Source organism: Acinetobacter sp. Q85-2, from assembly GCF_013420555.1.
Taxonomy (GTDB): Bacteria; Pseudomonadota; Gammaproteobacteria; order Pseudomonadales; family Moraxellaceae; genus Acinetobacter; species Acinetobacter indicus.
The window spans coordinates 172,061-197,946 of the sequence record NZ_VOXW01000004.1; the positions used below are offsets into that span (position 1 = coordinate 172,061).

Sequence of the window (25,886 nt, forward strand, 5' to 3'; positions counted from 1 at the left end):
GTAAAACAGCAAAGGCTCAAGGTCATATATTGGTTTTGAGCCTTTTGTGTTTGGCCGATGGTTTTGATTAAACTTACAGGGTCGCCAGCAGACGTGGCTTTAACTGTGCCAAACCTTGGGTTGCAGTGGCGGCAATACATTCATATTGTGCTGGTAAATGCTGCTGATTGGCTTTCGGATCAATATAAAAGGCCTGACAGCTGGCCGGAATTTCATGAACCAGACCGGCCACCGGGTAGACCGCCAGACTGCTGCCAATCACAATAAAAATATCGGCATCCTGCACCCATTCAATCGCTTGTTCATAGGCTGGTACCGCCTCACCAAACCAGACCACATGTGGCCGTAGCGGATAACCCGCATCACAGACATCGCGTTCCAAATCCAGCTCGGCGCCTTCAATCGGGTAAAAGCGGGTAGTGGTTTGTGCATCGGGTCCGGAAGTTTTGGCCAGCCGGATATTGCCATGCAAATGTAATACCTGCTGGCTACCAGCACGTTCATGCAGATCATCAATATTCTGGGTAATAACAGCCACATCAAAATACTGTTCCAGTTCGGCAATCAATTGATGTGCCGCGTTGGGCTGGGCATTCAGAATATTTTTGCGCCGTTCATTATAAAAACGCTGCACCAGCGCCGGATTTTTGGCCCAGGCTTCCGGTGTGGCCACATCTTCCACCCGATGCTGTTCCCACAATCCATCACTATCACGGAAGGTATTAATCCCGCTTTCGGCGCTCATTCCGGCACCGGAGAAAACAATCAGTTTAGGCATAGGCAGATTCCTGTGTGGCGATACTGTGCGTGACTTCCTGTTGCATCCATTCTACAAATTTCTGAATTAAAACTGAATTTTCCTGACTAGAATGTACCAGATAATAGGAGCGCCGGCCGCTGAGCTGCTGATCTGAGGCCAGTACCAGTTCACCGCTGGTTAATTCCTGCTGAATCAACATTTGCGGGATGAGTGCCATGCCCATGCCATGACTGGCGGCCACAGCCAGCATCGAAAACAGTTCATGACGCTGTCCATCATACGGATGGGCATGCTCAATCTGCTGGGTCTGGAACCATTCCTGCCAGATGGTCGGTCGTGTGGTTTGCTGTAATAAGGGCAGTTGCTGTAATTGTTCAGCAGCCAGGTTATAACCATAGCGATGGCTTTTTTGTGCCGCAGGAAAATGCCGGGCAATCAGCTGCGGTGAGCACACCGGCACCACATCTTCCTTCATTAAAAAATGGGTGTGGATTCCGGGCCAATGATCAATCTGCTGCTGCGTACCGGCATAAATGGCCGCATCAAAAATATTTTCATTAAATAAAAACGGTTTGGTGCTGGTTTCCAAATGAATAGTAATTTCCGGATAGCGCTGGTTAAAACGATGCAGCTTCGGCACCAGCCAGCGCGTGGCAAAGGTCGGTACTACACCCAGCTTTAAGGTGCCACCTAATCCTTTATGCGACATCACATCGAGCGTGCTTTGCTCCAGCCCCAGTAAATAGGGTTTGATACTTTTATAATAATGCTGTCCTGCAGGCGTCAGTTCGACTCCATGCCGGGTCCGGATAAACAGGCTTAAGCCAAGAAATTCTTCCAGCTGCTGGATTTGCCGGGAAACCGCACTCTGGGTAATAAACAGTTCTTGCGAGGCATGGGTATAACTGCAATGCTTGGCTGCCGACTCAAAGCAGAGCAAGGCCTGTAAAGATGGAATATTACGCCGCATTTCAGATCATCCTTTATCTGCACAGGTATTTGAAAATAGCATAGATGAAGGCGCTATGATCGCCAATTTGGTTATTTTTTATTGTTTCTTCACAGGTTTTAACGCGATGCGCAGCTCCAGTATGAATATGCTTATTTAAGATATACGGAGAATGCATATCTGCATTAAAAAATCTCGTTTGAAAATATTATTTTTCACACATAGTATCAACACAAACAACGAGAACATTATTCAGGCAGAGGAAGCTATGAATCAAATGGTAAATTCACATTCAGGCCGTAAAGTACATTTTGACTGGCAAGACCCATTCCTGCTGGAGCAGCAGCTGACTGCAGAAGAACGCATGATCCGTGATACTGCTGCGGCCTATTGTCAAGACAAGCTGATGCCACGTGTATTAGAACAGTTCCGTCATGAAAAAACCGATCCGACCATTTTCCGTGAAATGGGCGAGCTAGGCCTACTAGGCCCAACCATTCCGGAACAATACGGCGGTGCTGGTTTAAATTATGTCAGCTATGGTCTGATTGCCCGTGAAGTTGAGCGTGTTGATTCAGGTTACCGCTCTATGGCCAGTGTACAAAGTTCGCTGGTGATGGTACCGATTAATGAATTTGGCTCGGAAGAACAAAAACAGAAGTATTTACCAAAATTAGCTACGGGTGAATATATTGGCTGCTTTGGTCTGACCGAACCGGATCATGGTTCTGACCCGGGCAGCATGATTACCCGTGCCAAAAAAGTCGATGGCGGTTATCGCTTAACGGGCGCAAAAATGTGGATTACCAACAGTCCAATTGCCGATGTATTTGTGGTTTGGGCCAAAGAGGTTTCACCTGAAGGCAATGTCGGTGACATTCGCGGCTTTATTCTGGAAAAAGGCTGGGAAGGGCTGTCTGCGCCTGCGATTCACGGCAAGGTCGGTTTACGTGCTTCCATCACCGGTGAAATTGTAATGGATAACGTATTCGTCCCAGAAGAAAATGCTTTCCCAGAAGTCCGTGGCTTAAAAGGTCCATTTACCTGTCTGAACAGTGCCCGTTATGGCATTGCCTGGGGTGCGATGGGTGCGGCGGAGTTCTGCTGGCATACCGCACATCAGTACACCATGGACCGTAAACAGTTTGGTCGTCCTTTGGCTGCCAATCAGTTAATCCAGAAAAAACTGGCCGATATGCAAACTGAAATTGCTTTAGGTTTACAGGCCGCATTACGTTTTGGCCGCATGAAAGATGAAGGTATTGCTTCGGTTGAAGGGACATCTTTAATCAAGCGCAATAACTGTGGCAAGGCGCTGGATATTGCCCGCTTGGCTCGTGACATGATGGGTGGTAACGGCATTTCGGATGAGTTTGGTGTGGCGCGTCATCTGGTGAATCTGGAAGTGGTGAATACCTATGAAGGCACGCATGACGTACATGCCTTAATTCTAGGCCGAGCACAGACCGGAATTGCTGCATTTTGTAATTAATGAAGAGGAATGGGTACGCCGGATTCATGCGGTCAAAGTACCGGTCGGTGTAATTAACTCGATTGAAGATGCCTTGGCTGAGCCGCAAATTCAGCATCGGCAGATGCTGGTCAATTTGCCGCACAGTTTAAATGCGCAATTTAAAATGATTGCATCACCAATCAAGCTGTCAGATACACCGGTCGAATACCGGCAGGCACCACCGCAACTGGGTGAACATACGGCCTATATTCTGTCCCGCTTTAAATCTGCTGAAGAACTGCAGGCTTTAAAACAGCAGGGCATTATTGATGGGAAAATTGCCTAGTGCTTTGCCTTGATTGTTAGTCTTCACTTGCTTTTTGCCGAACCTTACACCGTTCGGCTTTTTTTATTCAGCTATAAATATTGATGTAGATATTTACTGATGCTGCAATAAAAAGCGTTTAAGTTCGCGGGTAAATTTCAGCGGCTCAGTCAGTAGCGGAGTATGCCCTGATTTTTCAAACAACACCTGCTGTGCCTGTGCCACACTTTGGGCAATCAGGGTTTGTCCCTGTACCGGATAGAGCACCGATTGCACCCCGCTAAAAAACACCGTAGGACAGTTCAGCTGGCTTAAGGCTTCACGATAATCTTCGGCATGTTCTAAATAGTTGCGGATATACCAAGTCATATAGTCCAGTCGAGATGAGGGTAACAGCAGATGTTGCAAACGTGGCTGTTGCAGGATTTTACAAAAGATGGCTCGCTGGCGAGGGTTGTTATTTTGCAGCTCAATAAACTGCATCCATAAAGCAAACAGTTGATCTTTGGCTGTGTTATTTAAATCGTGAATCCACTGAAGATGTGCGTGTTCCGTAAATAGCGCGGACAGTTCAGATAAAATCTGTTTAAAGCGGCTGTGCTGCTGACCAAACAGACCATAAGCCCAGTGTTCATCTACCAGGATTTTTGGGGTCTGATCAATATGCAGATAGGCTTTTAACTGCGTTGCCAGCTGTCCATATTGCATGCCATGCATGGCGGTGGTCGCGCCCATCGAATAGGCAATGATTATAAACTGTTGCAGCTGCATTTGCTGAATTAAGGATTGCACATCCTGCCAGTGGCTGGAAATGGCATCCAGCTCCGGAATCCGGCACTGCTTCGAACCGCCAAAGCCGCGCCAGTCGGGAATAATAAAACGGAACTGTTTGCGTAGCGGCCACAAAAACGGCAGCCATTGCCAGCTGTGCATGCCCAAACCGGACAGCACCAGCACCGGTTGGCCCTGACCAAATTCACGTACAAATAAACCTTCGCCATCGGGCATGACATAATACGGCATGAGATTTCATTCCTTGAAATTTTATTGTTGTTGATCAAAAGCTTTTAGCGCCGGAATCACCGCGTCCAGCCAGCGAATCCAGCCGATTTCCTGCTCGATACCCAGCTGTAAAATCATTTTATGAATATATAAGGTACGATTTTCGTCGGTCTGCTGGGCAAAGTCTTTGGCATAAATGGCCTGATACAGCTGCAATTTTTCCTGATGCAACTGTAAATGCCGCTCTAGCTCGGGCAAAACCTCATTACCACCGAGTTGTGCTTCGGCCCGTAAACGCACCATCAGTTCTTCACGGAGCTGCGCCGGAGGACCTTGCTTGACCATCCAGTCGGCCAGTTCGACCCGGCCTGCGGCCTCAACCTGATAGGTTTTTTTACGGCCTTGGGCATCTTCTTCAGCCAAAGTGGAAATCCAGCCTTTGCTGAGCATGCTGTTTAATTCACGATAAATCTGCTGATGGGTAGCATTCCAGAAAAAGCCCATCGAGCGATCAAAGCGCCGGGCCAGTTCAATGCCCGTACTGGGTTTTTCAATCAGGCTGGTGAGTAATACATGGGCTAAAGACATAGACGAGATCATGCAAGTATGAATCTAAAATATTATGCAACATGTTGCATAAAAGTCAAAATTCGCATATAAATTTATGCAACAAGTTGCATTAACATAAAAATAGCCCGCTTTTGGCCCGCCAAGGAGAGAATATGTCGAATTATCCGCATCTGTTAGCCCCGCTTGATTTAGGCTTTACCACCTTAAAAAACCGCGTACTTATGGGTTCTATGCACGTGGGGCTTGAAGAAGCACCAAATGGTTATGCACGGATGGCAGCATTCTACGCAGAGCGCGCCAAAGGTGGCGTAGGCCTGATTGTGACCGGCGGGATTTCTCCAAATGATGCCGGCTTAACCTTTGCAGGCGGCAATAAACTCGACACCCTGGCCGAAGCTGAAAAACATAAAGTGGTCACCCAAGCCGTGCATGAAGCGGGTGGTAAAATTGCCTTGCAGATTTTGCATACCGGACGTTATTCCTATCAGCCGGATATTGTGGCGCCATCCGCGATTCAGGCACCGATTAACCCGTCTAAACCGCATGCACTCACCTCGGCTGAAGTGCAGCAGACCATCGCCGATTTTGCCAACTGTGCCAGGCTGGCCAAATATGCCGGTTATGATGGCGTTGAAATTATGGGTTCGGAAGGCTATCTGATTAACGAGTTTATTGCCAAGCGTACCAATCATCGTGATGATGAATGGGGCGGCAGCTACGAAAACCGGATTCGCTTTCCAATTGAAATCGTGAAACGTACCCGTGCTGAAGTCGGTGAAAACTTCATTATTATCTATCGCCTGTCAATGCTGGATCTGGTCGAAGGTGGTTCGAGCTTTGAAGAAGTGGTGCAGCTGGCCAAAGAAATCGAAAAAGCGGGTGCGACCATTATTAATACCGGTATTGGCTGGCATGAAGCACGTATTCCGACCATTGCCACCAAAGTGCCGCGTGCGGCTTTTAGCTGGGTCACAGAAAAGCTCAAAAGTGAAGTCAAAATTCCTTTAATCACCTCCAACCGGATTAACACCCCGGAAATGGCAGAGCATGTACTGGCGACTGGCCAGGCCGATATGGTGTCGATGGCGCGTCCATTTTTGGCAGATGCCGATTTTGTAGTAAAAGCCGAGCAGGGCCGTAGCGATGAAATTAATACCTGTATTGCCTGTAACCAGGCCTGTCTGGACCATATTTTCTCCATGAAAATTGCCTCCTGTCTGGTCAATCCGCGTGCCTGTCATGAAACCGAACTGATCTTTAAAGAAGCCAGCCAGTCGAAAAACATTGCGGTGATTGGAGCGGGTCCAGCCGGTTTAAGCTTTGCAATTTATGCGGCAGGCCGTGGTCATGAAGTGACGATTTTTGAAGCCTCTAACCAGATTGGCGGGCAGTTTAATATTGCCAAGACCATTCCGGGCAAAGAAGAGTTTTATGAAACCTTGCGTTATTTCAAACGTCAAATTGAGTTGCAGCCACGCATTCAGCTAAAACTGAACCATACGGCCAGCTTTGATGAGCTGAGCAAAAGCAGTTTTGACGAAATTGTGGTGGCAACCGGGGTGACTCCACGTCAGCTGGAGATTGAAGGAATTGATCATCCTAAAGTTCTGAGCTATCTGGATGTGCTGAAAGAGCGTCGACCGGTGGCGAAACGGGTTGCGATTATTGGTGCCGGTGGAATTGGTTTTGATACCGCAGAATACTTAAGTCATGCTGGTGAAAGTGGCAGTCTGAATCCGGAAAAATTCTATGATGAATGGGGGATTGATACCGAATATGAGCATGTCGGTGGCCTGAAACCGGCACAGGTAGAAGCCTCCAATCATGAAATCTATTTATTGCAGCGTAAAGCATCTTCGGTGGGAGCGGGCTTGGGCAAAACCACCGGCTGGATTCATCGTACCGGCTTAAAAAACCGCGATGTTAAAATGATGGCAGGCGTAAGCTATCAGAAAATTGATGATCAGGGCCTGCATATTACGGTCAATGACCAGCCGATGCTGCTGGAAGTTGAAAACGTGGTGATCTGTGCCGGACAGGAATCATATACCGCCATGTACGATCAGCTGCAAGCTGCGGGTAAAAATGTGCATCTGATTGGCGGTGCCAAGGAAGCCGGTGAGCTAGATGCCAAACGCGCAATCCGTCAGGGCGCAGAGTTGGCGGCGAAAATTTAATGCAATTCCTTCACCCTCTCCCTATGGAAGAGCGCTGGGGAGAGGGTGAATAACCGCCTCTGCCCTGTGCAGCAGGGTTGCTCATCTTCTGGAAGCTGAGGGAATTCACTGAATAGAATCAACTCCTTCCTTTGAAAAAGGGAGGTTGGGAGGGATTCTTGTAGAAAAACCCTTCTAAATCCCCCTTTCTTGCACTTCGTTTTAAAGCAATGCTTTAAAACTTGCTCAGGGGGAGTTTATATAGCAATGAAATATCAAAACAAAAAAGGACCCCAAAATGACCTTACACATCACCAAAACCGCGATTGCCCGTTGGCACCAGATGCTTGAACAGCGTGATATGGCCATCCTGAATGAACTGCTGGCCGATGAGGTGGTGTTTCGTTCTCCGGTGGCTTATCAGCCTTATGCCGGCAAGCAGGTGGTATTTTTTATTCTGACCAACGTGATTCAGGTCTTTGAGAACTTTAGCTATCACCGTGAATTTTATGCTGCAGACGGTAACAATGTTGTGCTTGAGTTTTCTGCCCAGGTGGGAGATAAAAAACTCAAGGGTATTGATATGATCCGCTTCAATGATCAAGGTCAGATCATTGATTTTGAAGTGATGATTCGTCCTAAAAGCGGCCTCGAAGCTTTGGCTGCCGAGATGGGACAACGGATGGCACAATTTATGCCCACCTGATCTAAGCCCTGAACTCAACTGACTTCATAACATGAGAGAACTAGCATGATATAAGCCAAACCATACAAGGGGGGAACAAAACATGAAATTTGTGATCCAGAAAATGGCCCAGCTCACCCAGCGCTTGATTGATGAATGGACCGGCGCCGCAGAACCGACCTTATATTTTAATCCCGAAGGTCAAATCCGGCGCTGTATAGATGTTTTACCGCAACTGAAACAGAAATACCGGCCAACCCCGTGGCTGTCCAATACCCATGCGCATCTGCTTTATTTTGACTTAATCAAGAAAAAAACCATCCGCCTGCATTACGATGCCATTGAGCAGCTGAACATGTCCGATGGTGGCGTAACGGCTATTGCCTGGTACGGTCTGCATCTGCCACCACGCACCCCAACCATTATTGTAATGCACACCATTGTCGGAACTGCCGAGAGCATGAGCGAGCTGGTGCGGGATTTACATCAGCAGACCGGCTGGCGTATTGCCTTATGTTTACGCCGTGGTCATGCCAACTTGCCTATGCCGGTTCCGAAAATCTGCCTGTTTGGTTCCACCGAAGATTTACGGGAACAGATCCAGTTTATTCAGAAAAAATTCCCGGTTTCTGCCCTATATGGGGTAGGTTCATCGGCCGGTACCGGTTTGCTGGTGCGTTATTTAGGTGAAGAAGGCGACAAAACGCCGCTAAAAGCTGCTTTTGCACTGTGCCCGGGGTATGACACCGAAATCGGCTTTAACCATGTTCATCCGTTTTATAGTAAGGTCATGACCAAAAAGGTGATTCAGGCCTTTATTGATCCTTATCGGAGTAGCTGGCAGAAAACCAAATCGTTGGCCAAAGTCATTACCGCGCAAAACCTGGCCGAATTTGAACAGGCCTATTTTGAGATGGCTGGCTATCATGATTATGAAAGTTATAGCAAAGCCATTAACCCGATTTATGTGTTCCAGAATGTCAAAATTCCCCTGATGATTTTAAACGCCGAAGATGATCCGGTTTGTCATATTAAAAATCTGGAACCGTATAAAGAAAGTATTCAGAAAATGCCGAATATTATGGTGGTGACCACCAAAAAGGGCAGTCATTGCGGTTTTTATGAAGGTTTAGGTGCGCCACAGTCCTGGGCCACACGTTTAATGGCTGATTATTTAAAGAACCAGCATCAACAGGGTGAACGTTCTTATTCCTGAATGGAACAGCTTCATAAAAAGGCCAATAAAAAACCCAGTACATGGACTGGGTTTTTTTATGCAACAGTGCTTGAAGGCTGAAATCAGTTTTCAAGCGCTGGGGTTGCTGCGGCAATGGCTGCGGCAACAGCGTCATCTTGTGACTGGCTGTCCGGGTCCGGGTTGGCTGGACGGGCTTCTACCGGCTTGTCTTCAGCAGGAGCGGCCTGAGCTGGCTGAGGGGCTGGCGCAGGTTCACGTGGCGTCACTTCACGACGAATTTCAGTTGTGGTGTTTTCAGTTTCAGTACGTTCAACTTCGTATTCCACTGGCGCTTCAGTTTCAGACACTTCTGGCGTTTCTGCTTCAAGTGGCTCGAACTGGGCTGGCTCAGTGATCTGCTCAGTTTGCTGAACCTCAACTTCAACCTGTTCTTCTTCCTGAGGTGCTTCTTTTTTAACACAGGCACTCAGGAATAAACTGGTTGCAATTGCACCACAAATCAAAATTTTTTTGTTCATAATCTAAAAAAGGAGGGTTCAACGAGATGCGCGTATTATAACAGCAAAAAATCAGATGAAAATCCTATGAATAAAATCTAATTTTTTATCGGAAATGCTGATAGAATAGCCAATTGTTTATTGTTCTATGAATTGATGCGGAATGACTTTGCTTTATAGGTGCAGAGTAAAGTAAAATTGCGCAACATTGCAGGCCAGTTTAGGCTCGATTGTACGAGAAACCCAATGACCCATTTTATTTTCGTGACTGGTGGTGTTGTTTCATCACTAGGTAAAGGTATTTCAGCTGCTTCAGTTGCTGCACTTTTAGAAGCCCGTGGTTTGAAAGTAACCATGGTCAAAATGGATCCATACATCAATGTCGATCCAGGGACGATGAGTCCTTTCCAACATGGTGAAGTTTTTGTCACAGAGGATGGTGCTGAAACTGACTTAGACTTGGGTTATTACGAACGTTTCTTGCGTCGTGCGAAGATGACGAAGTTAAACAACTTCACATCAGGTCGCGTGTACCAAGACGTCTTAAATAAAGAGCGTCGTGGTGATTATCTGGGCGGTACCGTTCAGGTGATTCCACACATCACAGATAATATTAAAGAGCGTGTCCTTCGCGCAGGTGAAGGTTATGACGTTGCCATCGTTGAGATTGGCGGCACGGTCGGTGACATTGAATCTCTCCCATTCATGGAATCGGTCCGTCAGCTCATGGTTGAGCTCGGTCATAAACGTACCATGCTGATGCATTTAACCCTGTTGCCATACATCAAGTCTGCAGCAGAGTTAAAAACCAAGCCAACCCAGCACTCGGTTAAAGAATTACTGTCAATCGGTATTCAGCCAGATATCTTAATCTGCCGTACTGAGCACGATGTAGACGCAGATACTACCCGCAAAATTGCACTGTTCACCAACGTTGAAGCGCGTGCAGTGGTGGTGTGTAAAGATGCCAAAACCATTTATCAAATTCCACGTACCTTCTATGAGCAGGATGTGGATGATCTGATCTGTGAACGTTTTGGTTTTGATGTGCCAGAAGCAGACCTGTCTGACTGGGATAACGTGGTTGAAGCCTTACTGAATCCGGAATACACCGTACGTGTAGCGATGGTTGGTAAATACGTTGAACTGCCAGATGCCTATAAATCGGTGAACGAAGCGTTATTGCATGCTGGTATTCAAAACCGTGTCAAAGTACAGATTGACTATGTCAATGCAGAAGACCTGGAAAGCCAGGACGTTGCAGCCGTACTGAAAGATGCTGACGCAATTCTGGTCCCTGGCGGCTTTGGTGAGCGCGGTACTGAAGGCAAAATGGCGGCCATCCGTTATGCACGTGAAAACGGTGTACCATTCCTGGGCATCTGTTTAGGTATGCAGCTTGCCGTGATCGAATACGCACGTAACGTTGCCGGTATTGCAGATGCGACTTCAACTGAATTTAACCGTTCAACCAAATCTCCATTAATTGGTCTGATTACCGAATGGTTAGATGAGCGTGGTGAAGTACAGCAGCGTTCAGTTGATTCTGACCTCGGCGGTACCATGCGTTTAGGTGCACAAAAATCAGAACTGGTTGAAGGCACCAAAACCTGTGAAGTGTACGGTTCAGCAGAAATTATTGAACGTCACCGCCACCGCTATGAAATGAATAACCGTTATATTCCTGTTCTTGAAGAAAAAGGCATGAAAATCTCAGGTTATTCACCAGTACAGCACTTGGTGGAAACAGTTGAAATCCCTCAACATCCTTGGTTTATTGCGGTACAATTCCACCCAGAATTTACCAGCTCGCCACGTGATGGACATCCGCTGTTTGCAAGCTTTATTGATGCTGCCAAAAAGCAGTACCAAAACAAGCACTAAGCGGTAAAAGGAATAAACCAGGAAGTTTAAATGTCACAATTAAAAGCACAAGAAGTTGTACGTTTAGGCGATATACAAATGGCAAACCACTTGCCATTTGTACTATTCGGCGGCATGAACGTACTTGAGTCCAAAGATTTGGCCTTTGAAATTGCAGAAACCTATATTGATATCTGCACACGTTTGAATATTCCTTACGTTTTTAAGGCCAGCTTTGATAAAGCCAACCGTTCAAGCCTGAACTCATTCCGGGGCCCAGGCCTGGAAAAAGGGATTGAGTGGCTGGCAGACATCAAAAAACACTTCAATGTTCCGATTATCACCGACGTGCATGAGCCGTATCAGGCTGCGCCGGTGGCTGAAGTTGCTGACATTATTCAGCTTCCTGCCTTTTTAAGCCGTCAGACCGATTTAGTTGAAGCTATGGCCAAAACACAGGCCATCATCAACATTAAAAAAGCCCAATTCCTTGCGCCGCATGAAATGCGTCATATCCTGCATAAATGTCTGGAAGCTGGTAATGACAAACTGATTCTTTGTGAACGGGGCTCAGCCTTTGGTTACAACAATCTGGTGGTCGATATGCTGGGCTTTGACATCATGAAAGAGATGAATGTACCGGTCTTCTTCGATGTGACCCATGCGCTGCAAACGCCGGGTGGCCGTGCCGATTCAGCAGGTGGTCGCCGTGCGCAAATCACCACACTGGCGCGTGCCGGTATGGCGACCGGGCTTGCAGGTTTATTCCTGGAAGCGCATCCAGATCCGGATGTGGCCAAATGTGATGGCCCGTGTGCGCTGCGCCTGTCACAGCTAGAGCCATTCTTGGCGCAATTAAAAGAATTGGATACTTTAGTTAAAGGATTCAAAAAGTTAGATACTCATTGATGCCCGCAACAGCATCTATTATTCAATCAACTGAGGAATTGTTCATGAGCCAAATCGTTGACATTCGTGCACGTGAAATTTTGGACTCTCGTGGTAACCCAACCATCGAAGCAGACGTAATCTTAGCATCTGGCGTAGTTGGCCGTGCATGTGCACCATCTGGTGCTTCAACTGGTTCTCGTGAAGCTTTAGAACTTCGTGATGGCGATAAAGCACGTTACTTAGGTAAAGGTGTGAAAACTGCCGTAAACAACGTTAACACGCTAATCCGTGATGCGCTGGTGGGTAAATCAGTATTTGAGCAAAAAGACATCGACAATACGATGATTGCTTTAGATGGTACTGAAAACAAAGAAAAATTAGGTGCAAACGCAACGCTAGCCGTATCTTTGGCTGCTGCACGCGCTGCTGCTGATGAAAAGAAAATTCCTCTTTTCCAATACATCGCAGATTTACGTGGTCAAACCATTTTGACTATGCCTGTGCCAATGATGAACATCCTGAACGGTGGTGCGCACGCAGACAACACTGTTGATATCCAAGAGTTCATGATTGAGCCAGTAGGCTTCACTTCATTCGCTGAAGCATTACGTTCAGGCGCTGAAGTATTCCATGCGTTAAAATCAGTATTAAAGAAAAAAGGTTTGAACACAGCTGTAGGTGATGAAGGTGGTTTCGCGCCGAACTTACGTTCAAACGAAGAAGCAATTACCGTAATTCTTGAAGCAATTGAACAGACTGGCTACAAGGCAGGTTCTGACATGATGCTTGCGCTTGACTGTGCATCTTCTGAATTCTACAAGAATGGTCAATACGTACTGGAAGGCGAAGGCAACAAAGCATTCACCAGCAACCAGTTTGCTGACTATTTAGCTGGCCTGGTAAACCAATATCCAATTATCTCAATTGAAGATGGTTTAGATGAATCTGACTGGGAAGGCTGGTCTTACCTGACGTCAATTCTTGGCGACAAGATCCAGTTGGTCGGTGATGACCTGTTCGTGACTAACCCTAAAATCCTGCAACGCGGTATCAACGAAAAAGTGGGTAACTCGATTCTGATTAAATACAACCAGATTGGTACCTTGACTGAAACTTTAGATGCCATCTACCTTGCAAAAGCCAATGGTTACTCAACGGTTATTTCTCACCGTTCAGGTGAAACTGAAGACTCGACCATTGCTGATCTTGCAGTAGGTACAGCAGCAGGTCAAATCAAGACTGGTTCTCTATGCCGTTCTGACCGTGTAGCGAAATATAACCAATTACTTCGTATTGAAGAATTGACGAATGCTGCATATCGCGGTAAAGCTGAGTTTAAAGGTTTAAACTAAGCGACAGATGTCAATGTTAAGTGTATTCGACTCGAAATCGAGTAAAGTACTGTTGGGCCTTGCGATCGTTCTGATCGCAGGGTTTCAATATTTATACTGGTTTGGTGAAGGTGGTTATCGTGAACATCAGGAACTGACCCAGAAAATCCAGCAACAGATGGAATTGAATGATGAGCTAAAAGAGCGTAATCGCGTTCTGGCCGCAGAAGTTTATGATTTGAAGAATGGTATTGAAGCCATCGAAGAACATGCCCGTCTTGATCTGGGCTTAATTAAACCACATGAAACTTTTGTACAGATGAGTACCATCAGTACCCAATATAAGCCGATTTATATCAATCCGAATGCCCAGGTAGATTTACGTACCAATGAAGCACCACAGCCAGCTGCAACAACCCCTACACCATAAACTTTGGGCCGTTATTCCGGCAGCAGGCTCGGGCAGTCGCTTTTCCAAATCCGAACTCAAGCAATATCAGATGATCCAGGACCACACGGTGCTGGAGCATACGGTAGCGCGTTTAAATCAGTTGCCGCTGGCAGGTTATGTGCTGGCCATTGGTGCGCAGGATGATGTGGCTCAGCGTTTGCCGTTTGCACATCAGGATAAAGCCCATTTTTGTCTGGGTGGCGCAGAGCGGGTCAACTCGGTGCTGAATGCCTTGCAGTATTTATCTGCTATTGCATCGGATGAAGACTGGGTACTGGTGCATGATGCCGCGCGTCCCTGTGTGGCGGTTGAAAACTTATATGCATTGGTAAATCAGGCAGTACACAGCAACCAGAGTGCTATTTTGGCCATTCCGGTCCGTGACACCCTCAAGCGTGTAGAAACGCAGCAGCAGATTCAGACCACGGTAGACCGTGCCCAGCTGTGGCAGGCACAAACCCCGCAAATGGCGCACTTAGGTGAGCTTAAACGTGCGATTGAACAGGCATTGGCGCAAGAGGTGAATATTACCGATGAAGCCAGTGCACTGGAGCATAGTGGCTATCCGGTACAGGTGGTACAGGGACGCTCGGACAATATTAAAATTACCTATCCCGATGATCTGGAGCTGGCGCGTTTAATTCTGCAAGCCCAGCACGCTGCAACCACTGCATAAAAAATCTTTGCTGAAATCATGAGTCGAGTGTGTATTTCCGATTCACTCTGCGCATGGTTCATCCTATAATTGCCGATGATTTGTTATCTGGATTGAATGGGGCGCAATGATACCTTCTCAGCAGTATCGTTTTTTACGTCACTCTTTACGTGATGGAAGAAGCATTAAAAGCGATACCTCTCGCTGGACCAAACTACACCTCGATCCTTGGCTATTATGCTTCCTGATCCTGAATGCAATTTTAGGGCTGATGGTGGTGTATAGTGCCACCGCACAGGATATGGGAATGGTGATGCGTCAGGGCATCAGCTTTGGTATCGGCTTTATTGCCATGTTTATCTGTGCGCAGATTCCGCCCAAGGTCTATCAGGCCGCCAGTCCCTATTTTTATGCCCTGGCCGTGCTCATGCTGGTACTGGTGCTGCTGATTGGTGAAACCCGCATGGGGGCCAAACGCTGGATCAGTCTGCCCGGTATTGGCAGTATGCAGCCCAGTGAATTCATGAAATTTACCATGCCACTGATGATGGCCTGGTATTTTGCTCGTAAACCGTTTCCACCCAAATTCCTGCAAATCGTCGGTGCGCTGGTGCTGCTCGGTATTCCTTTTGTGCTGGTGGCACTACAGCCGGACTTGAACATTGGCCTGATTATTCCAGGCATTTTTGTATTGTTTCTGAGCGGTATGTCCTGGCGTTTAATTGGCGGGGCATTTGCGGCGATGGCCATTGTTGCGCCGCTGGCCTGGATGTTTTTATTACAGGAATATCAAAAGAAACGGATTTTAACCCTGTTTGATCCGGAATCTGATGCACTCGGCGCTGGCTGGAATATTATTCAATCTAAAATTGCCATTGGTTCGGGTGGTCTGACCGGTAAGGGCTATCTGGAAGGCACTCAGTCGCATTTGGGTTATTTGCCGGAGCATCATACTGACTTTATTATGTCGACCTATGCTGAAGAATTTGGCTTCTTTGGCGTATTTTTACTGTTCGCGCTGTTTGCTGCAATTATTATCCGCTGCCTGATTATCAGCCTGAGCTGTTTTCATAATTTCGGTCGCCTATATGCCGGTGCAGTTGGCTTGACCTTCTTCTTCTTTGTGTTTTTAAACTCCGGTATGGTCAGCGGGATTTTACCGGTAACCGGCGATCCATTACCGTTAATGAGTTATGGCGGTACGGCTGTGGTCAGTCTGCTGGCCGGGATGGGCATTGTTATGTCAGTACATACCCATCGTTAAACACGATCCTGCTGTTATAAAAAAAAGCCTCATCTGAGGCTTTGGGGTTATGAGCTTTTCACAAAGCTGGCTTCCTGGGAAGACGGGTATTTGGTCAGCAGGGTGCTACGATACTGCGCGGCTAGTGCATCATTCTTGTCGACATTTTTGGCAATGCTATACAGACGATACACCGCATTAGAGGCTTTAGACGAATTTGGATATTTGCTGGCAACAATTTCAAAATTCTTTTTGGCTTCGTTGTAGTTGGTTGGTTCAATTGCCAGATTAAACTCGGCCAGCCAGAAATAGGCATTGCTAATATACACGCTATTCGGATGGTTTTTAATAAAGTTTTGCATTGGGGCAATGGCTTTTTTTGCACCGCCTTGTTTATAGGCATCCAAAGCGATGGTATAGGCCGCTTTTTCCAGTTCTTCCGTCGAACTTTGTGTGCTAACCACGGTGGTCGCTGCTGGCGCTGGGGCAGCGGTATTATTTACGGGGTTACTGGCGGGTTGGCTGCTGCTGGCTGTACTGGGAGAACTATCCTGTTGATTATCCTCCTCTACAGCAGGTGCCGCTTCCGGATCAATTTTCTGGTTCAGCAGTTCAAGACGCTGGTCTAAATCGGTATAACGGTTGGTCAGTTCATGCTTGAGCTGGGCAATCTCGTTTTCCTGTTCTTCCATTTTGCCACGCAGGGTGCGAATATCATTTTCAAGCTGCTGGTTTTTTTGCATCAATTGCCAGTTCAGGTTGGTGGTGACCGGAGCGCCACTATTGGAGGCGCCAATGGCCGCCGGGGTGCTGGCGCTGCCGCTGTTCTGACTTAAGCCGCGTGATTCAATGGGAATATTGGCCAGTGCTGGCGCAGAGCAGAGCAGGGTGAGTGCACAGAGCGTATGCTTTTTTAGCATCATTTTCATATCCATCTTTTATCTTTACTGGGAATGTGCGGTCAGGAAAGGGCTCATTCCAAATCATCATCATGTGCACATTAAAAACGGCCCGAACCCGAATTGCAATAAGCTTTTACAAAGTTGTCATGAATTAGGCGTCTGTAAAAATTCTCGGAATTCTGTTGCAAAATAACCAATTAAATACAAACTGTTTTTTTAATAATCAAATAGATGGCTGATTTATATAAAAGCGCAATCAGGACTTGCAAGTTCAATAAAATTGTCTATACTCTGTTTCTGCAATGGTAGCCCTGCCGGTTACTTCGCAATTTCACCCTGTGAACCCCGCCAGGACCGGAAGGTAGCAACGGTAGCAGACGTGGGATGTGCCGAAGCTTTGCTGGTAGGGTTGCCACCATTTTTATAATTCTTAGAATATCGCTTTTTTCTTTTTAATTTCCTTTCGATTTAATCCCTATATTATTTTCTTATATTTGTCGATGTTTCATCCTAGTTAGATGCTTATCTACATCTCTAGATTCAGTTTTTAATCTTCTGCTTTACGGTTAATCGCCTTCATAATCGCATCCATTTCAAAACCACGATACATTAAAAAGCGGATCTGTCTGGCTTTCAGTTTCGGGTCTTTCGTGACATCAGTACCAAACTTTTTAACTTTTAATTCGTAGGCTTGCTGCACCCAGTCGGTTTCTTTCAGTTCTTCTGAAATTAAAGCGGTATCAATTTTTTTGCTTTTCAGCTTCATTTTAATCTGATTGGGGCCTTTGCCTTTGCGCTTTTGGCTGGACAGCAGGGTTTCGGCCACACGCTGGTCACTCTGGTAATTCTCGCGTGACAGTTCATCGACCAAAACGACCACTTCTTCACGGTTTTCTGCATACAGCGCCAGTTTCTCAATCAGTTCAGCTTTGGAATATTCTTTACGGGTCAGGACTGCAAAGGCATAAGAGCGCAAACGTGAACCGCTTAAACCGGGTTTGTGTTCCTGGCTGTTATTATGATCGAATAAACGTTCTTCAGGATCAAATTCAGGCGGGACAGTTGCAGATACAGATGGTGCTGGCTGATCTTCTGCATCGCCAAATTGCTGCTTTAAGGTTTCATAGTCCAACAGTTTAGTGAATTTCGCATCTGACATAAGCATCTCGCAGAAAAGGGTCATCAGCATAATAACAAAACGCCCCGTAGGGCGTATTGTGTAATGTCTAAAGTCTCAACAGTTGAGTCTTACAGATCTAATGAAAAGTCAGGTTCCTCTTCGTCTTTTTCTTCAACCACGTTGCCTGTGGTTAATAGCTGTTCACGAATCAGTTTTTCAATGGTCTGTGCCAGTTCAGGATGTTCTTCCAGATGGCGAATGGTATTGTTTTTACCTTGGCCAATCTTTTCACCTTGATATGAATACCAAGCACCAGCTTTTTGCACAATCTCTTGCTGCACAGCCAGGTCGACCAGTTCACCTAAATGGTTCACACCTTTGCCGTACAGAATCTGGAACAGCGCTTCACGGAACGGAGGTGCCATCTTGTTCTTCACCACTTTTACTTTGGTTTCAGAACCGACAATTTCATCACCTTCTTTGACCTGACCAACACGGCGAATATCTAAACGTACTGAGGCATAGAATTTCAGTGCGTTACCACCAGTGGTGGTTTCCGGGCTACCAAACATCACACCAATCTTCATACGGATCTGGTTAATGAAGATCACCATACAGTTAGAACGTTTGGCATTACCGGTAATTTTACGTAGCGCCTGGCTCATCAGACGAGCCTGCAGGCCCATATGTGAATCACCCATTTCGCCTTCAATTTCGGCACGTGGGGTCAGGGCTGCAACAGAGTCGACAACGATCAGGTCAATTGCGCCTGAACGTACCAGCATGTCGGCAATTTCCAGCGCCTGTTCACCGTTGTCCGGTTGTGAAACCAGCAGGTTGTCAATATCTACACCCAGTTTGCGCGCATATTGAGGATCAAGAGCATGTTCGGCATCAATAAAGGCACAGGTGCCGCCGGCTTTTTGACATTCCGCAATGGCTTGCAGGGTCATTGTGGTTTTACCTGAAGATTCAGGGCCATAAATTTCAATAATACGGCCTTTTGGTAAACCACCAATACCGAGCGCAATATCCAGCGTTAATGAACCGGTAGATACTGCTTCTACAGCTTGTACGGTATTGTCACCAAGACGCATTACTGTGTTTTTACCAAACTGTTTTTCAATCTGGCTTAGGGCAGCATTTAGCGCCTTGCTTTTATTCTCATCCATCTTACAACCTCAATACGATGTCACCAAACAATATACTCAAGTGGATGTATGTACTTCAAACTCTTTCCACCCGAGTATAGTGACAGAATTTATGTTTCTCTTCTATGAAAATCAGTGGCCTTGCGACACATTCTGACGCCCAAAATTAATCATCATGATATGACCAGGACTGGTCATAGGACTGATCATTTTCTTGTTTAAATTTACTGATTTGTCGTCGGTCTTTTTTACTTGGACGATGATCAGGCCGTGCTAGATTATGCAACTTTCTTTGTGATGCAATCAATTCCCGACGAGCAATACTGACCTCAGTTTCTTCATAAAGTTGCTGGGCCACCGGTGCCGGACCACGGACTGCCGATAAAGACAGCACTTTGACCGTTTTGCGGTCAAAGTGCTGTTGTACGGTCAGCTCCATACCAACCCGGATTTCCTTGGAAACTTTGACGCGCTCACCATTATGATGCACCTTGCCGCCTTCAATGGCTGCTTTGGCAATTGAACGGGTTTTAAAAAAGCGGGCCGCCCAGAGCCACTTGTCAATACGCATGCTTTCTACAGCTTCGTGTTGAGCAGATTTAGGCATATATTTTGTTTTCCTCAGCGTGTTGCAATAGGGGAATCAGGTCGGTCAGCGCATGCAGCATCGGATAACGGCTGTCTACACGGGCTGCTTTGCCTGATGAAGGCTGCTGAATGGTCAGCAGCTGTTGAATACCGAATTTTGCTGCACCATTGAGTACTTTTTCGGTATCATCAATAAAGTAACAGCGGGCAGGATCAAAAGGATGCTGCTGTGCCAGGTGTTGCCAGAACTCGACAAATTCTTTGGCATGTCCAACGCTTTCACTGCTGATCATGACATCAAAATAGTTGGCCAGACCGGTCTGCTCAAGTTTAAAGGCCAGTCCGGCGCAGTCGGCATTGGTGGCCAGCCAGATTGGATAGCCATTGGCTTTTAGGTAATCGAGCAGCTCGATACAGCCCGGTCTTAAAGCCACCTTATGTTTGTGCTCAATCTGCATGGCCAGTACATCGACCCCGACTTTACTGGTCCAGAAGCGCGATGAATACCAGTTGAGGGTATGGTTGTGTTCCTGATAAAACTGGAACAGGGTATCCCGGCTTTCGGCCAGACTGCATTGATGCAGCTCGGCATAGCGGACCGGTAACAGCTCATTCCAGATGAAATCATCATAGGCAAGGTCAAGCAGCGTACCATCCATGTCAAAGATGATGGTGGGTTGATCAGAATAATTCGACATATAAGGCTATCTATGTTTAAAAAAACCACAGCACCACAAGATCCACTGATTTTGCAGCTGATGCCCATTGTGACACAGGCATGTGAAATCTTGCGAGAAGAATATCAGCGTTATTGTTCCGGTGCCGATTTTGATATTGAACACAAAAGCGATGAATCGCCCGTAACCCAGGCCGATTTTCGGGTGAATGCCTTCATTACAGAACAGCTGGCCCAGCAGTTTCCAGATGTGCCGCTACTGTCAGAAGAAGGCGCAGTTTATGATCGGGCGCGGTGGGACACGTTCTGGCTGCTTGATCCACTCGATGGCACCAAAGAGTTTTTACATCAACGTCCGGAATTTACCATTAACCTGAGTCTGGTCGAAGGCATTCATACCACCTTTGCCATTCTGGCGATTCCGGGCGAGCAAACGGTGTATATCTGCCCCAAACAGGGCCTGCCGCTACGGTTTAATATCCAGCAACAGCAATGGTACGCCTATCTATATGTAGACAGTGGTCCGCAGATTCAAGTCGGTTTAAGTCAAAGTAGCCAAAATAAACCGGTCTATGAGCAGTATCTACAGGCGCTCGCTACGATTGAACAGGACTATACGGTTTTTCGTGCTGGCAGCGCCTATAAGTTCTGCATGATGCTGGAAGATAAAGTGGATTTATATCCGCGTTTTCACCCAACCAGTGAATGGGACACCAGTGCTGGCCAATGCCTGATTGAACGGATTGGCGGTGGCCTGATTGATTTTCAGGGACGGCCATTTTTATATAACCATCGTGATACGCTGTTAAATGGCAATTTTATTGCCTATAAAAATGCCGAAATGAAAGAGATTGCCTTGCGTGCTCTAGCACTTATGGCGAATGAACATTGAGCTAATTTGCCAACATGCTATAGTGGGCTTAACACCTTTGTATTTGGCTTGATCCATGGCGTTAGAGCTGCTTCCACCGAGTATGTTAAAGGCAATTGATTTGTTGCCCGATGTGCATACTCCCGTGACCTTGTTTACCCGGCATTCCATTCGTGAAAATGTGGCTGGACAGGGACTGGCGGGCTATGATTTGCAGTTAACCGGTCCGGGACGTGAACTGGCGCAAAAATGGGGGGCTTATCTCATTGACCATAGCGGACGCGCCATTCAGCATTGTATCTCTAGTCCAATCCAGCGCTGTGTCGATACTGCCGCCTTAATGATTGAAGGCGCCGACTCGGTACATATTGCACCAAATACCCATCATATTGAAATTGTCGAGCAGGGCTTGCTGGTCGAGCCAGGCAGTTTTGTGCTGGACATCAAGCAGGCTGGTCCGTATTTTCGCCAGCAGGGTGCGTTGGGCTTTATTAACAGCTTTGTCAATAATGCCTTGCCGGGCATGAAACACCCGATTCACGGCGTGGTGGATGTGCTGGAACTGATTTATAACACTCATCCTAACAGTCCGGGCGGCCTAAGTCTGGCGGTCAGTCATGACACCATTCTGGCTGCGATTATTGCGGTAATTTCAGGGCGTAATGAGGTGTCACAGGAAGACTGGCCACAAATGATGGAAGGTTTATTCGTTTGGTTTGAAGGGGATGTTTTCTTAGACTCAAAACTGAAATGGATTTGGCGTGGTGAATTAAACGAATTGAATATTCGTGAATTTCAACAAGCGTACCCGTAATTTCATCTTAATAGCACTATAAAAAGCACCTCACTGATTGTTAAGATGCTTTAAGTAAAATTTATCTTTAATAAATACTAAATTTTAGCGCGAATACGTGCTGGAAAATCATTTAATTCAAGCACTCGACCATTTTCATTGAGCGGCCATTGACTGGTATTCACAGCAACTTGCTGTTGGTGCATACGACTATATTTGTCTGCTGCAATGAGCGTGGCCAAATCATGTCCATTTAGGCTATAGGCAGTGACGACATCGTGTGGATATTGGGTGCGAGCAAAAAAATCAGCTTCACTTTCACCTTTATGCATGGCAAAAATTCGCTCGATTGCAGGTAAATAAACACCATAGCCAAGCATCCACACCCTGAGATGCTTGAATTTCTGCAGTAGATTTCATATTTGATATAACTTTTCCAATGACATCTTTTTCACCTTTGGCGGTGAAGTACTCGATATATTGTTTTTCTGTTTCTTCAAATTTTTCGAGTGAAGGTAAAAAGCGATTAATCATTCTAAAATTCCTTATTGGGAAAATATTTTGGAAGAATTCATTTGATTTAAAATACCATAATTTTTTTAAGGGATTTGTTTTTTCTTAATGGATTTTATAAATATAAAATAATGTTGACAAAATTTGTCTGGATTAAAATCTTCAACATCTTCTGTTGTGTCATGATTTAGTTGAAAAGTAAAACATTAGTCACATCATAATGATTGAATTTGTTATTGTTTTTATAATGAAAAATAGTGTCTGTCAGTTTCTGACAAAATACGGCAATTGAAATAATTTCTTTTTAAAATATCATAAATAAATCATAAAATATTGATTTATATAAAAATATAGATCACTTAATTTAGCGAATATGCGGTGTATTGGGGAATTAAACATGAAAACTGTGATAGGTTTTTCATATAACACTTTAAGTGTTTGTATTATGTCAGTCATACTTACAGCTTGTGGTGGAGGTGGGGGGGCAGAAAACGCTTCTGGAGAGTCTTTACCGAGTGAGACACAGCAAAAGTATCCGGAACCAAGTCAAGATGTGGCAGATGAAACATCTATAGGTTTTTATGATTATGATGCCAATGACGAAATTCGAGTTATACGAAATGATTTAGAAGGAAGCTTCAATGCCCAAGTTCAATTTGGGCAAAGTCATGTTGTCGACCCAAATGGTAATGAAGCTAAAAAAATGCCGCGCTTGACGACAGAGAAAGATGCGTTATTGATTGTGACACCAGCACTTGATATGCAGGATGTTGGACAATTAAAAGTCGAAATTTATCAAAATAATCGCTTAGTTCGAACAGTAAATTTAGATGACCCAAGTCAAATGCCACTTTCAGATCAAAGTGGTCAAAAAGGTCGTCCAGATGTGGTTTATAGCAAACGTGCGTGGACCACAAAGCTGAATTGGGATGAAGTTAAACCGGGTTTAAAACTCAAAATTGTTGATGCACAGAAACGAAGTGGTGAGTTGGTTGAAGAAAAAATTGATTTTGCCTCACCTGGTGAATTGGTACTGAATAATATACGCATAGGTATGTTAAGTGAGCCGCCAGTTTCAAATGGACATTATATGTTACTTGAGCCTGAGAAGGCGGGTACAGATTATTTCCAAACTATTCCTGCGGCGGCAATGACAGTTGCCAAGTACGATGATATCCAACTTGATAAAGTGATCGTAGCATCGGGTGTTATTTATAACGAAGCCAGTGCGGGTGATGGAGGGGTATATGCAGGTGATATGCGTGAAAACGTGGGGAAATCAACGTTTAGTGTAGGCATTAATCTTGCGAACTGGGGGGTGACGAGCGCTTCAATGTCAAGTCAATCTCAACCACAACTGACTCAATCTGTGATAACTCACCATTCACGTGGTCGCTATGCCAATGGTTATAACAACCATGGTCTCAGTGGTGGTAACGGTATGTTGACCTTAATTGATTCGGTCGGTAATGAATTTAGTCATGAAATTGGACATCATTATGGACTTGGACATTATCCAGGTGCTGTAACCACGGATGGCGTGACGAATTACTTTTGGGCGTCTCACCATGCCGACAGTGGTTGGGGCTATATTGCTAACCGTAATAAAATGCGTGGTAATTTAAGTTGGACGTCGACTTCATTATGGGATGCAAGTTCAGGTACGCCGAATTTTAAAAACTTATTCCCTTATGGCCGTGACTCTATGGCTGGTGGTTATCCTAACAGCACTTACTCACGTTATACCCACTATACTGGCTATAGTACATTCTTAAAAATTCAGCCACATTTCAATCGTGCAGTATGGGATGTAAGCTCTCCAACTGGGTATAAACTTTGGAATACACAAACCCGCACCATGGAAGTTACTCAACCTAAAGTACCGAAATCCTCTGATATTTGGTTTAACAGCCAAGATGGTAATTATCTAAAACCAAAACAAATAGGTGTGCCTGTGTATACCATTTTGGGTGGATATGACCCTGAACAACAAGTAGGTTTGTTATATCCTGCGGCACGAGGTAACTGGGGGAATGTCTTTGATTTGCCGACTGCTGATACAGCGACTGCAAGTTCATCGTGCTGGCTTAATGTACAATATCCATCGCAGAATAAGATCATTGCATTATCTCCGAACCGTATGGGTTCAAATGCAAATAAACTACATGTCAATTTAGCGATTAGCGATCAGCCAAAATCAGTAGATTTGTATTGTAAGAAAGCAGGAGCAGAAGCTAAATTGCTTTCGAATATCGTGATTCCAGTTTACAGCGATATGATTAAGCCTGCTGTGAAAATAGGCCGTGAAGCAGGTTATAGTGCTTTACGTTCGATTGAATTACCGCAGCTCGAACAAGCACTAGTGGCTCAAGTTAACAATGCAGTTGTGAATTTAGATCCAACGGCTAAGATGCTGTTTGATACCTATAAAAATGATAAGGCGCTGTTAAGTTCAGTTGCGCGTCAGCAATTTGACCGTTATGAAGCCCAGCAAAATACAGCATACCGTATCAATCGTTGGATGAATGTTTATTATAAAGATCTATCTAATCAAGTGCCTGAAGCATCAACGGCATTAACCAGTTTTATGCAAAAGTTGGTATTAAACCGTGATGGTGTTTTTGAACAAGCAACATTGATAAAAAATGGTACGAACTGTTTGAAAACTGAGACTTTAGCTGATGGTAAATTAAATGTTTTTATTAGTGGTCAAACAGGTTGTACGGCAGATGATTCAGAACAATGGATTTATGATGCGGTGGGACGAATCCACAGTAAATCTGATTTGGGGCAGTGTTTAACTGGCAATGGGGGTTCTGCAAAAATTACTTTGGAACGTTGTAGCTTAAACCTAGATAATCAAATTTGGACGATGAATCCTGAAACTACAACCATTCGCCAAAGTGGCCAATGTATGGACTTAAATACAGGGCGATTGCAGAATAATCGTGCAGACTTAATTCGCTATAATTGTACCGGTGGTGCAAATCAACGCTGGACGAATTTAACAGCAAATCAAAATCTATTATTGGCTTATTTAAATTCAACCAATTTAACTTTACTGAATAAGTAACATTTAGCCTTTAGTTAATAAAATTAAAAAAGTCCTCAAACGAGGTAATGCCAGTCAGTTAAGCAAATATTAGAAAAATGTAGTAAAAATGAGTGTATGTAAATACGCTCATTTTTTTATGTCTTTATCTGAACATTTAGAATCCACTCTTGAACATGCTCTCCCATCAC

25 protein-coding genes, 1 other RNA gene and 1 pseudogene are annotated in these 25,886 nt (G+C 45.4%); 15 read left to right on the forward strand and 12 right to left on the reverse strand.

Features of this window, described 5'->3' with window-relative positions; translation table 11 throughout:
* Nucleotides 1-73: 73 nt before the first annotated feature.
* Nucleotides 74-778: an NAD-dependent deacylase gene (locus tag FTT68_RS03355; protein ID WP_104499675.1), complete on the reverse strand. Its 705-nt coding sequence runs from the start codon at nucleotides 776-778 to the stop codon at nucleotides 74-76.
* Nucleotides 771-1,730, reverse strand: a complete 960-nt coding sequence (locus tag FTT68_RS03360; protein ID WP_005178537.1) for a LysR substrate-binding domain-containing protein — start codon at nucleotides 1,728-1,730, stop codon at nucleotides 771-773. The genes FTT68_RS03355 and FTT68_RS03360 overlap by 8 nt, the downstream gene beginning before the upstream one ends.
* A gap of 247 nt (nucleotides 1,731-1,977) precedes the next feature.
* Between FTT68_RS03360 and FTT68_RS03365 the strand changes: the two genes are divergently transcribed.
* Complete coding sequence (locus FTT68_RS03365) at nucleotides 1,978-3,201, forward strand: acyl-CoA dehydrogenase (RefSeq protein WP_045795432.1); 1,224 nt, start codon at nucleotides 1,978-1,980, stop codon at nucleotides 3,199-3,201.
* A gap of 4 nt (nucleotides 3,202-3,205) precedes the next feature.
* Nucleotides 3,206-3,508: pseudogene (locus FTT68_RS03370) on the forward strand (CoA transferase); the annotation flags it as partial.
* 93 nt (nucleotides 3,509-3,601) lie between these two features.
* On the opposite strand, the gene FTT68_RS03375 reads toward FTT68_RS03370, so the two are convergent.
* Together FTT68_RS03375 and FTT68_RS03380 are read right to left on the reverse strand one after the other, a co-directional pair.
* On the reverse strand, nucleotides 3,602-4,510 hold the full coding sequence (locus FTT68_RS03375) for an alpha/beta fold hydrolase (RefSeq protein WP_168414867.1): 909 nt from the start codon (nucleotides 4,508-4,510) through the stop codon (nucleotides 3,602-3,604).
* A 21-nt stretch (nucleotides 4,511-4,531) separates the two neighbouring features.
* Nucleotides 4,532-5,077 (reverse strand): PadR family transcriptional regulator, encoded by a 546-nt coding sequence (locus FTT68_RS03380; protein ID WP_005178523.1) that lies wholly within the window; start codon nucleotides 5,075-5,077, stop codon nucleotides 4,532-4,534.
* Between the two features lie 134 nt (nucleotides 5,078-5,211).
* Between FTT68_RS03380 and FTT68_RS03385 the strand changes: the two genes are divergently transcribed.
* From FTT68_RS03385 to FTT68_RS03395, 3 genes are all read left to right on the forward strand, one after another.
* The gene (locus tag FTT68_RS03385; RefSeq protein ID WP_180175208.1) at nucleotides 5,212-7,236 is read left to right on the forward strand and encodes an NADPH-dependent 2,4-dienoyl-CoA reductase; all 2,025 of its coding nucleotides are present in this window, start codon (nucleotides 5,212-5,214) and stop codon (nucleotides 7,234-7,236) included.
* A 277-nt stretch (nucleotides 7,237-7,513) separates the two neighbouring features.
* On the forward strand, nucleotides 7,514-7,921 hold the full coding sequence (locus tag FTT68_RS03390; protein ID WP_075166817.1) for a nuclear transport factor 2 family protein: 408 nt from the start codon (nucleotides 7,514-7,516) through the stop codon (nucleotides 7,919-7,921).
* Between the two features lie 82 nt (nucleotides 7,922-8,003).
* Entirely contained in the window at nucleotides 8,004-9,116 is a 1,113-nt protein-coding gene (locus tag FTT68_RS03395) for a YheT family hydrolase (RefSeq protein WP_016659027.1), read from the forward strand.
* An 83-nt stretch (nucleotides 9,117-9,199) separates the two neighbouring features.
* Here the strand turns inward: FTT68_RS03395 and FTT68_RS03400 are convergent, their stop codons facing one another.
* Entirely contained in the window at nucleotides 9,200-9,616 is a 417-nt protein-coding gene (locus tag FTT68_RS03400; protein ID WP_180175209.1) for an internalin, read from the reverse strand.
* 225 nt (nucleotides 9,617-9,841) lie between these two features.
* On the opposite strand from FTT68_RS03400, the gene FTT68_RS03405 reads away from it, so the two are divergent.
* The 6 genes from FTT68_RS03405 to rodA all read left to right on the forward strand — a co-directional run bounded on the left by FTT68_RS03405 (nucleotide 9,842) and on the right by rodA (nucleotide 16,050).
* Entirely contained in the window at nucleotides 9,842-11,479 is a 1,638-nt protein-coding gene (locus FTT68_RS03405; RefSeq protein WP_005178510.1) for a CTP synthase, read from the forward strand.
* A gap of 30 nt (nucleotides 11,480-11,509) precedes the next feature.
* Nucleotides 11,510-12,367, forward strand: a complete 858-nt coding sequence (gene kdsA, locus FTT68_RS03410; protein ID WP_005178509.1) for a 3-deoxy-8-phosphooctulonate synthase — start codon at nucleotides 11,510-11,512, stop codon at nucleotides 12,365-12,367.
* 44 nt (nucleotides 12,368-12,411) lie between these two features.
* Nucleotides 12,412-13,701 carry a phosphopyruvate hydratase gene (eno, locus tag FTT68_RS03415; RefSeq protein ID WP_016659026.1) on the forward strand — a complete coding sequence of 430 codons (1,290 nt, stop codon included), beginning with the start codon at nucleotides 12,412-12,414 and terminating at the stop codon, nucleotides 13,699-13,701.
* Nucleotides 13,702-13,708: 7 nt separating this feature from the next.
* Complete coding sequence (locus FTT68_RS03420) at nucleotides 13,709-14,110, forward strand: septum formation initiator family protein (protein WP_180175210.1); 402 nt, start codon at nucleotides 13,709-13,711, stop codon at nucleotides 14,108-14,110.
* Nucleotides 14,070-14,807 carry a 2-C-methyl-D-erythritol 4-phosphate cytidylyltransferase gene (ispD, locus tag FTT68_RS03425; RefSeq protein WP_180175211.1) on the forward strand — a complete coding sequence of 246 codons (738 nt, stop codon included), beginning with the start codon at nucleotides 14,070-14,072 and terminating at the stop codon, nucleotides 14,805-14,807. The genes FTT68_RS03420 and ispD overlap by 41 nt, the downstream gene beginning before the upstream one ends.
* A gap of 106 nt (nucleotides 14,808-14,913) precedes the next feature.
* The gene (gene rodA / locus FTT68_RS03430; protein ID WP_005178500.1) at nucleotides 14,914-16,050 is read left to right on the forward strand and encodes a rod shape-determining protein RodA; all 1,137 of its coding nucleotides are present in this window, start codon (nucleotides 14,914-14,916) and stop codon (nucleotides 16,048-16,050) included.
* Nucleotides 16,051-16,097: 47 nt separating this feature from the next.
* Here rodA and FTT68_RS03435 read toward each other — a convergent pair whose 3' ends face one another.
* A complete protein-coding gene (locus tag FTT68_RS03435; RefSeq protein WP_127800156.1) occupies nucleotides 16,098-16,952 on the reverse strand; it encodes a YbgF trimerization domain-containing protein in 855 nt (284 codons plus the stop codon).
* A gap of 291 nt (nucleotides 16,953-17,243) precedes the next feature.
* On the opposite strand from FTT68_RS03435, the gene ffs reads away from it, so the two are divergent.
* An RNA gene (ffs, locus tag FTT68_RS03440) (signal recognition particle sRNA small type) lies at nucleotides 17,244-17,340 on the forward strand.
* Nucleotides 17,341-17,478: 138 nt separating this feature from the next.
* On the opposite strand, the gene FTT68_RS03445 is transcribed toward ffs, so the two are convergent.
* The 4 genes from FTT68_RS03445 to FTT68_RS03460 all read right to left on the reverse strand — a co-directional run bounded on the left by FTT68_RS03445 (nucleotide 17,479) and on the right by FTT68_RS03460 (nucleotide 20,488).
* Complete coding sequence (locus FTT68_RS03445; protein ID WP_180175212.1) at nucleotides 17,479-18,090, reverse strand: regulatory protein RecX; 612 nt, start codon at nucleotides 18,088-18,090, stop codon at nucleotides 17,479-17,481.
* An 89-nt stretch (nucleotides 18,091-18,179) separates the two neighbouring features.
* A complete protein-coding gene (gene recA, locus FTT68_RS03450; protein WP_005178495.1) occupies nucleotides 18,180-19,223 on the reverse strand; it encodes a recombinase RecA in 1,044 nt (347 codons plus the stop codon).
* A gap of 145 nt (nucleotides 19,224-19,368) precedes the next feature.
* Nucleotides 19,369-19,809 (reverse strand): RNA-binding S4 domain-containing protein, encoded by a 441-nt coding sequence (locus tag FTT68_RS03455; RefSeq protein ID WP_180175213.1) that lies wholly within the window; start codon nucleotides 19,807-19,809, stop codon nucleotides 19,369-19,371.
* A complete protein-coding gene (locus tag FTT68_RS03460) occupies nucleotides 19,802-20,488 on the reverse strand; it encodes an HAD-IA family hydrolase (RefSeq protein ID WP_075167978.1) in 687 nt (228 codons plus the stop codon). Before FTT68_RS03460 ends, FTT68_RS03455 begins: the two co-directional genes overlap by 8 nt.
* A 12-nt stretch (nucleotides 20,489-20,500) precedes the next feature.
* Here FTT68_RS03460 and FTT68_RS03465 point away from each other — a divergent pair, with 12 nt between their 5' ends.
* Together FTT68_RS03465 and FTT68_RS03470 are read left to right on the forward strand one after the other, a co-directional pair.
* Nucleotides 20,501-21,358 carry a 3'(2'),5'-bisphosphate nucleotidase CysQ gene (locus tag FTT68_RS03465; protein ID WP_005178490.1) on the forward strand — a complete coding sequence of 286 codons (858 nt, stop codon included), beginning with the start codon at nucleotides 20,501-20,503 and terminating at the stop codon, nucleotides 21,356-21,358.
* Nucleotides 21,359-21,413: 55 nt separating this feature from the next.
* A complete protein-coding gene (locus FTT68_RS03470) occupies nucleotides 21,414-22,151 on the forward strand; it encodes a histidine phosphatase family protein (protein WP_180175214.1) in 738 nt (245 codons plus the stop codon).
* A 77-nt stretch (nucleotides 22,152-22,228) separates the two neighbouring features.
* Here the strand turns inward: FTT68_RS03470 and FTT68_RS14040 are convergent, their stop codons facing one another.
* The gene (locus FTT68_RS14040; protein WP_253586873.1) at nucleotides 22,229-22,510 is read right to left on the reverse strand and encodes a hypothetical protein; all 282 of its coding nucleotides are present in this window, start codon (nucleotides 22,508-22,510) and stop codon (nucleotides 22,229-22,231) included.
* The gene (locus FTT68_RS14045) at nucleotides 22,455-22,664 is read right to left on the reverse strand and encodes a hypothetical protein (RefSeq protein WP_253586874.1); all 210 of its coding nucleotides are present in this window, start codon (nucleotides 22,662-22,664) and stop codon (nucleotides 22,455-22,457) included. The genes FTT68_RS14040 and FTT68_RS14045 overlap by 56 nt, the downstream gene beginning before the upstream one ends.
* A 376-nt stretch (nucleotides 22,665-23,040) precedes the next feature.
* Between FTT68_RS14045 and FTT68_RS03480 the strand changes: the two genes are divergently transcribed.
* Nucleotides 23,041-25,716, forward strand: a complete 2,676-nt coding sequence (locus FTT68_RS03480) for a M66 family metalloprotease (RefSeq protein ID WP_160255557.1) — start codon at nucleotides 23,041-23,043, stop codon at nucleotides 25,714-25,716.
* Nucleotides 25,717-25,886 lie beyond the last annotated feature (170 nt).

Coding starts and splice junctions, on each gene's coding strand:
- FTT68_RS14040 (WP_253586873.1), bottom strand. CDS start 22,510: ATGCTTGGCTATGGTGTTTATTTACCTGCAATCGAGCGAATTTTTGCC.
- FTT68_RS14045 (WP_253586874.1), bottom strand. CDS start 22,664: ATGATTAATCGCTTTTTACCTTCACTCGAAAAATTTGAAGAAACAGAA.
- FTT68_RS03460 (WP_075167978.1), bottom strand. CDS start 20,488: ATGTCGAATTATTCTGATCAACCCACCATCATCTTTGACATGGATGGT.
- FTT68_RS03365 (WP_045795432.1), top strand. CDS start 1,978: ATGAATCAAATGGTAAATTCACATTCAGGCCGTAAAGTACATTTTGAC.
- FTT68_RS03395 (WP_016659027.1), top strand. CDS start 8,004: ATGAAATTTGTGATCCAGAAAATGGCCCAGCTCACCCAGCGCTTGATT.
- FTT68_RS03360 (WP_005178537.1), bottom strand. CDS start 1,730: ATGCGGCGTAATATTCCATCTTTACAGGCCTTGCTCTGCTTTGAGTCG.
- FTT68_RS03355 (WP_104499675.1), bottom strand. CDS start 778: ATGCCTAAACTGATTGTTTTCTCCGGTGCCGGAATGAGCGCCGAAAGC.
- FTT68_RS03375 (WP_168414867.1), bottom strand. CDS start 4,510: ATGCCGTATTATGTCATGCCCGATGGCGAAGGTTTATTTGTACGTGAA.
- FTT68_RS03405 (WP_005178510.1), top strand. CDS start 9,842: ATGACCCATTTTATTTTCGTGACTGGTGGTGTTGTTTCATCACTAGGT.
- FTT68_RS03420 (WP_180175210.1), top strand. CDS start 13,709: ATGTCAATGTTAAGTGTATTCGACTCGAAATCGAGTAAAGTACTGTTG.
- FTT68_RS03385 (WP_180175208.1), top strand. CDS start 5,212: ATGTCGAATTATCCGCATCTGTTAGCCCCGCTTGATTTAGGCTTTACC.
- rodA (WP_005178500.1), top strand. CDS start 14,914: ATGATACCTTCTCAGCAGTATCGTTTTTTACGTCACTCTTTACGTGAT.
- ispD (WP_180175211.1), top strand. CDS start 14,070: ATGAAGCACCACAGCCAGCTGCAACAACCCCTACACCATAAACTTTGG.
- FTT68_RS03470 (WP_180175214.1), top strand. CDS start 21,414: ATGGCGTTAGAGCTGCTTCCACCGAGTATGTTAAAGGCAATTGATTTG.
- FTT68_RS03400 (WP_180175209.1), bottom strand. CDS start 9,616: ATGAACAAAAAAATTTTGATTTGTGGTGCAATTGCAACCAGTTTATTC.
- kdsA (WP_005178509.1), top strand. CDS start 11,510: ATGTCACAATTAAAAGCACAAGAAGTTGTACGTTTAGGCGATATACAA.
- FTT68_RS03390 (WP_075166817.1), top strand. CDS start 7,514: ATGACCTTACACATCACCAAAACCGCGATTGCCCGTTGGCACCAGATG.
- recA (WP_005178495.1), bottom strand. CDS start 19,223: ATGGATGAGAATAAAAGCAAGGCGCTAAATGCTGCCCTAAGCCAGATT.
- FTT68_RS03435 (WP_127800156.1), bottom strand. CDS start 16,952: ATGATGCTAAAAAAGCATACGCTCTGTGCACTCACCCTGCTCTGCTCT.
- FTT68_RS03465 (WP_005178490.1), top strand. CDS start 20,501: ATGTTTAAAAAAACCACAGCACCACAAGATCCACTGATTTTGCAGCTG.
- eno (WP_016659026.1), top strand. CDS start 12,412: ATGAGCCAAATCGTTGACATTCGTGCACGTGAAATTTTGGACTCTCGT.
- FTT68_RS03445 (WP_180175212.1), bottom strand. CDS start 18,090: ATGTCAGATGCGAAATTCACTAAACTGTTGGACTATGAAACCTTAAAG.
- FTT68_RS03455 (WP_180175213.1), bottom strand. CDS start 19,809: ATGCCTAAATCTGCTCAACACGAAGCTGTAGAAAGCATGCGTATTGAC.
- FTT68_RS03480 (WP_160255557.1), top strand. CDS start 23,041: ATGAAAACTGTGATAGGTTTTTCATATAACACTTTAAGTGTTTGTATT.
- FTT68_RS03380 (WP_005178523.1), bottom strand. CDS start 5,077: ATGTCTTTAGCCCATGTATTACTCACCAGCCTGATTGAAAAACCCAGT.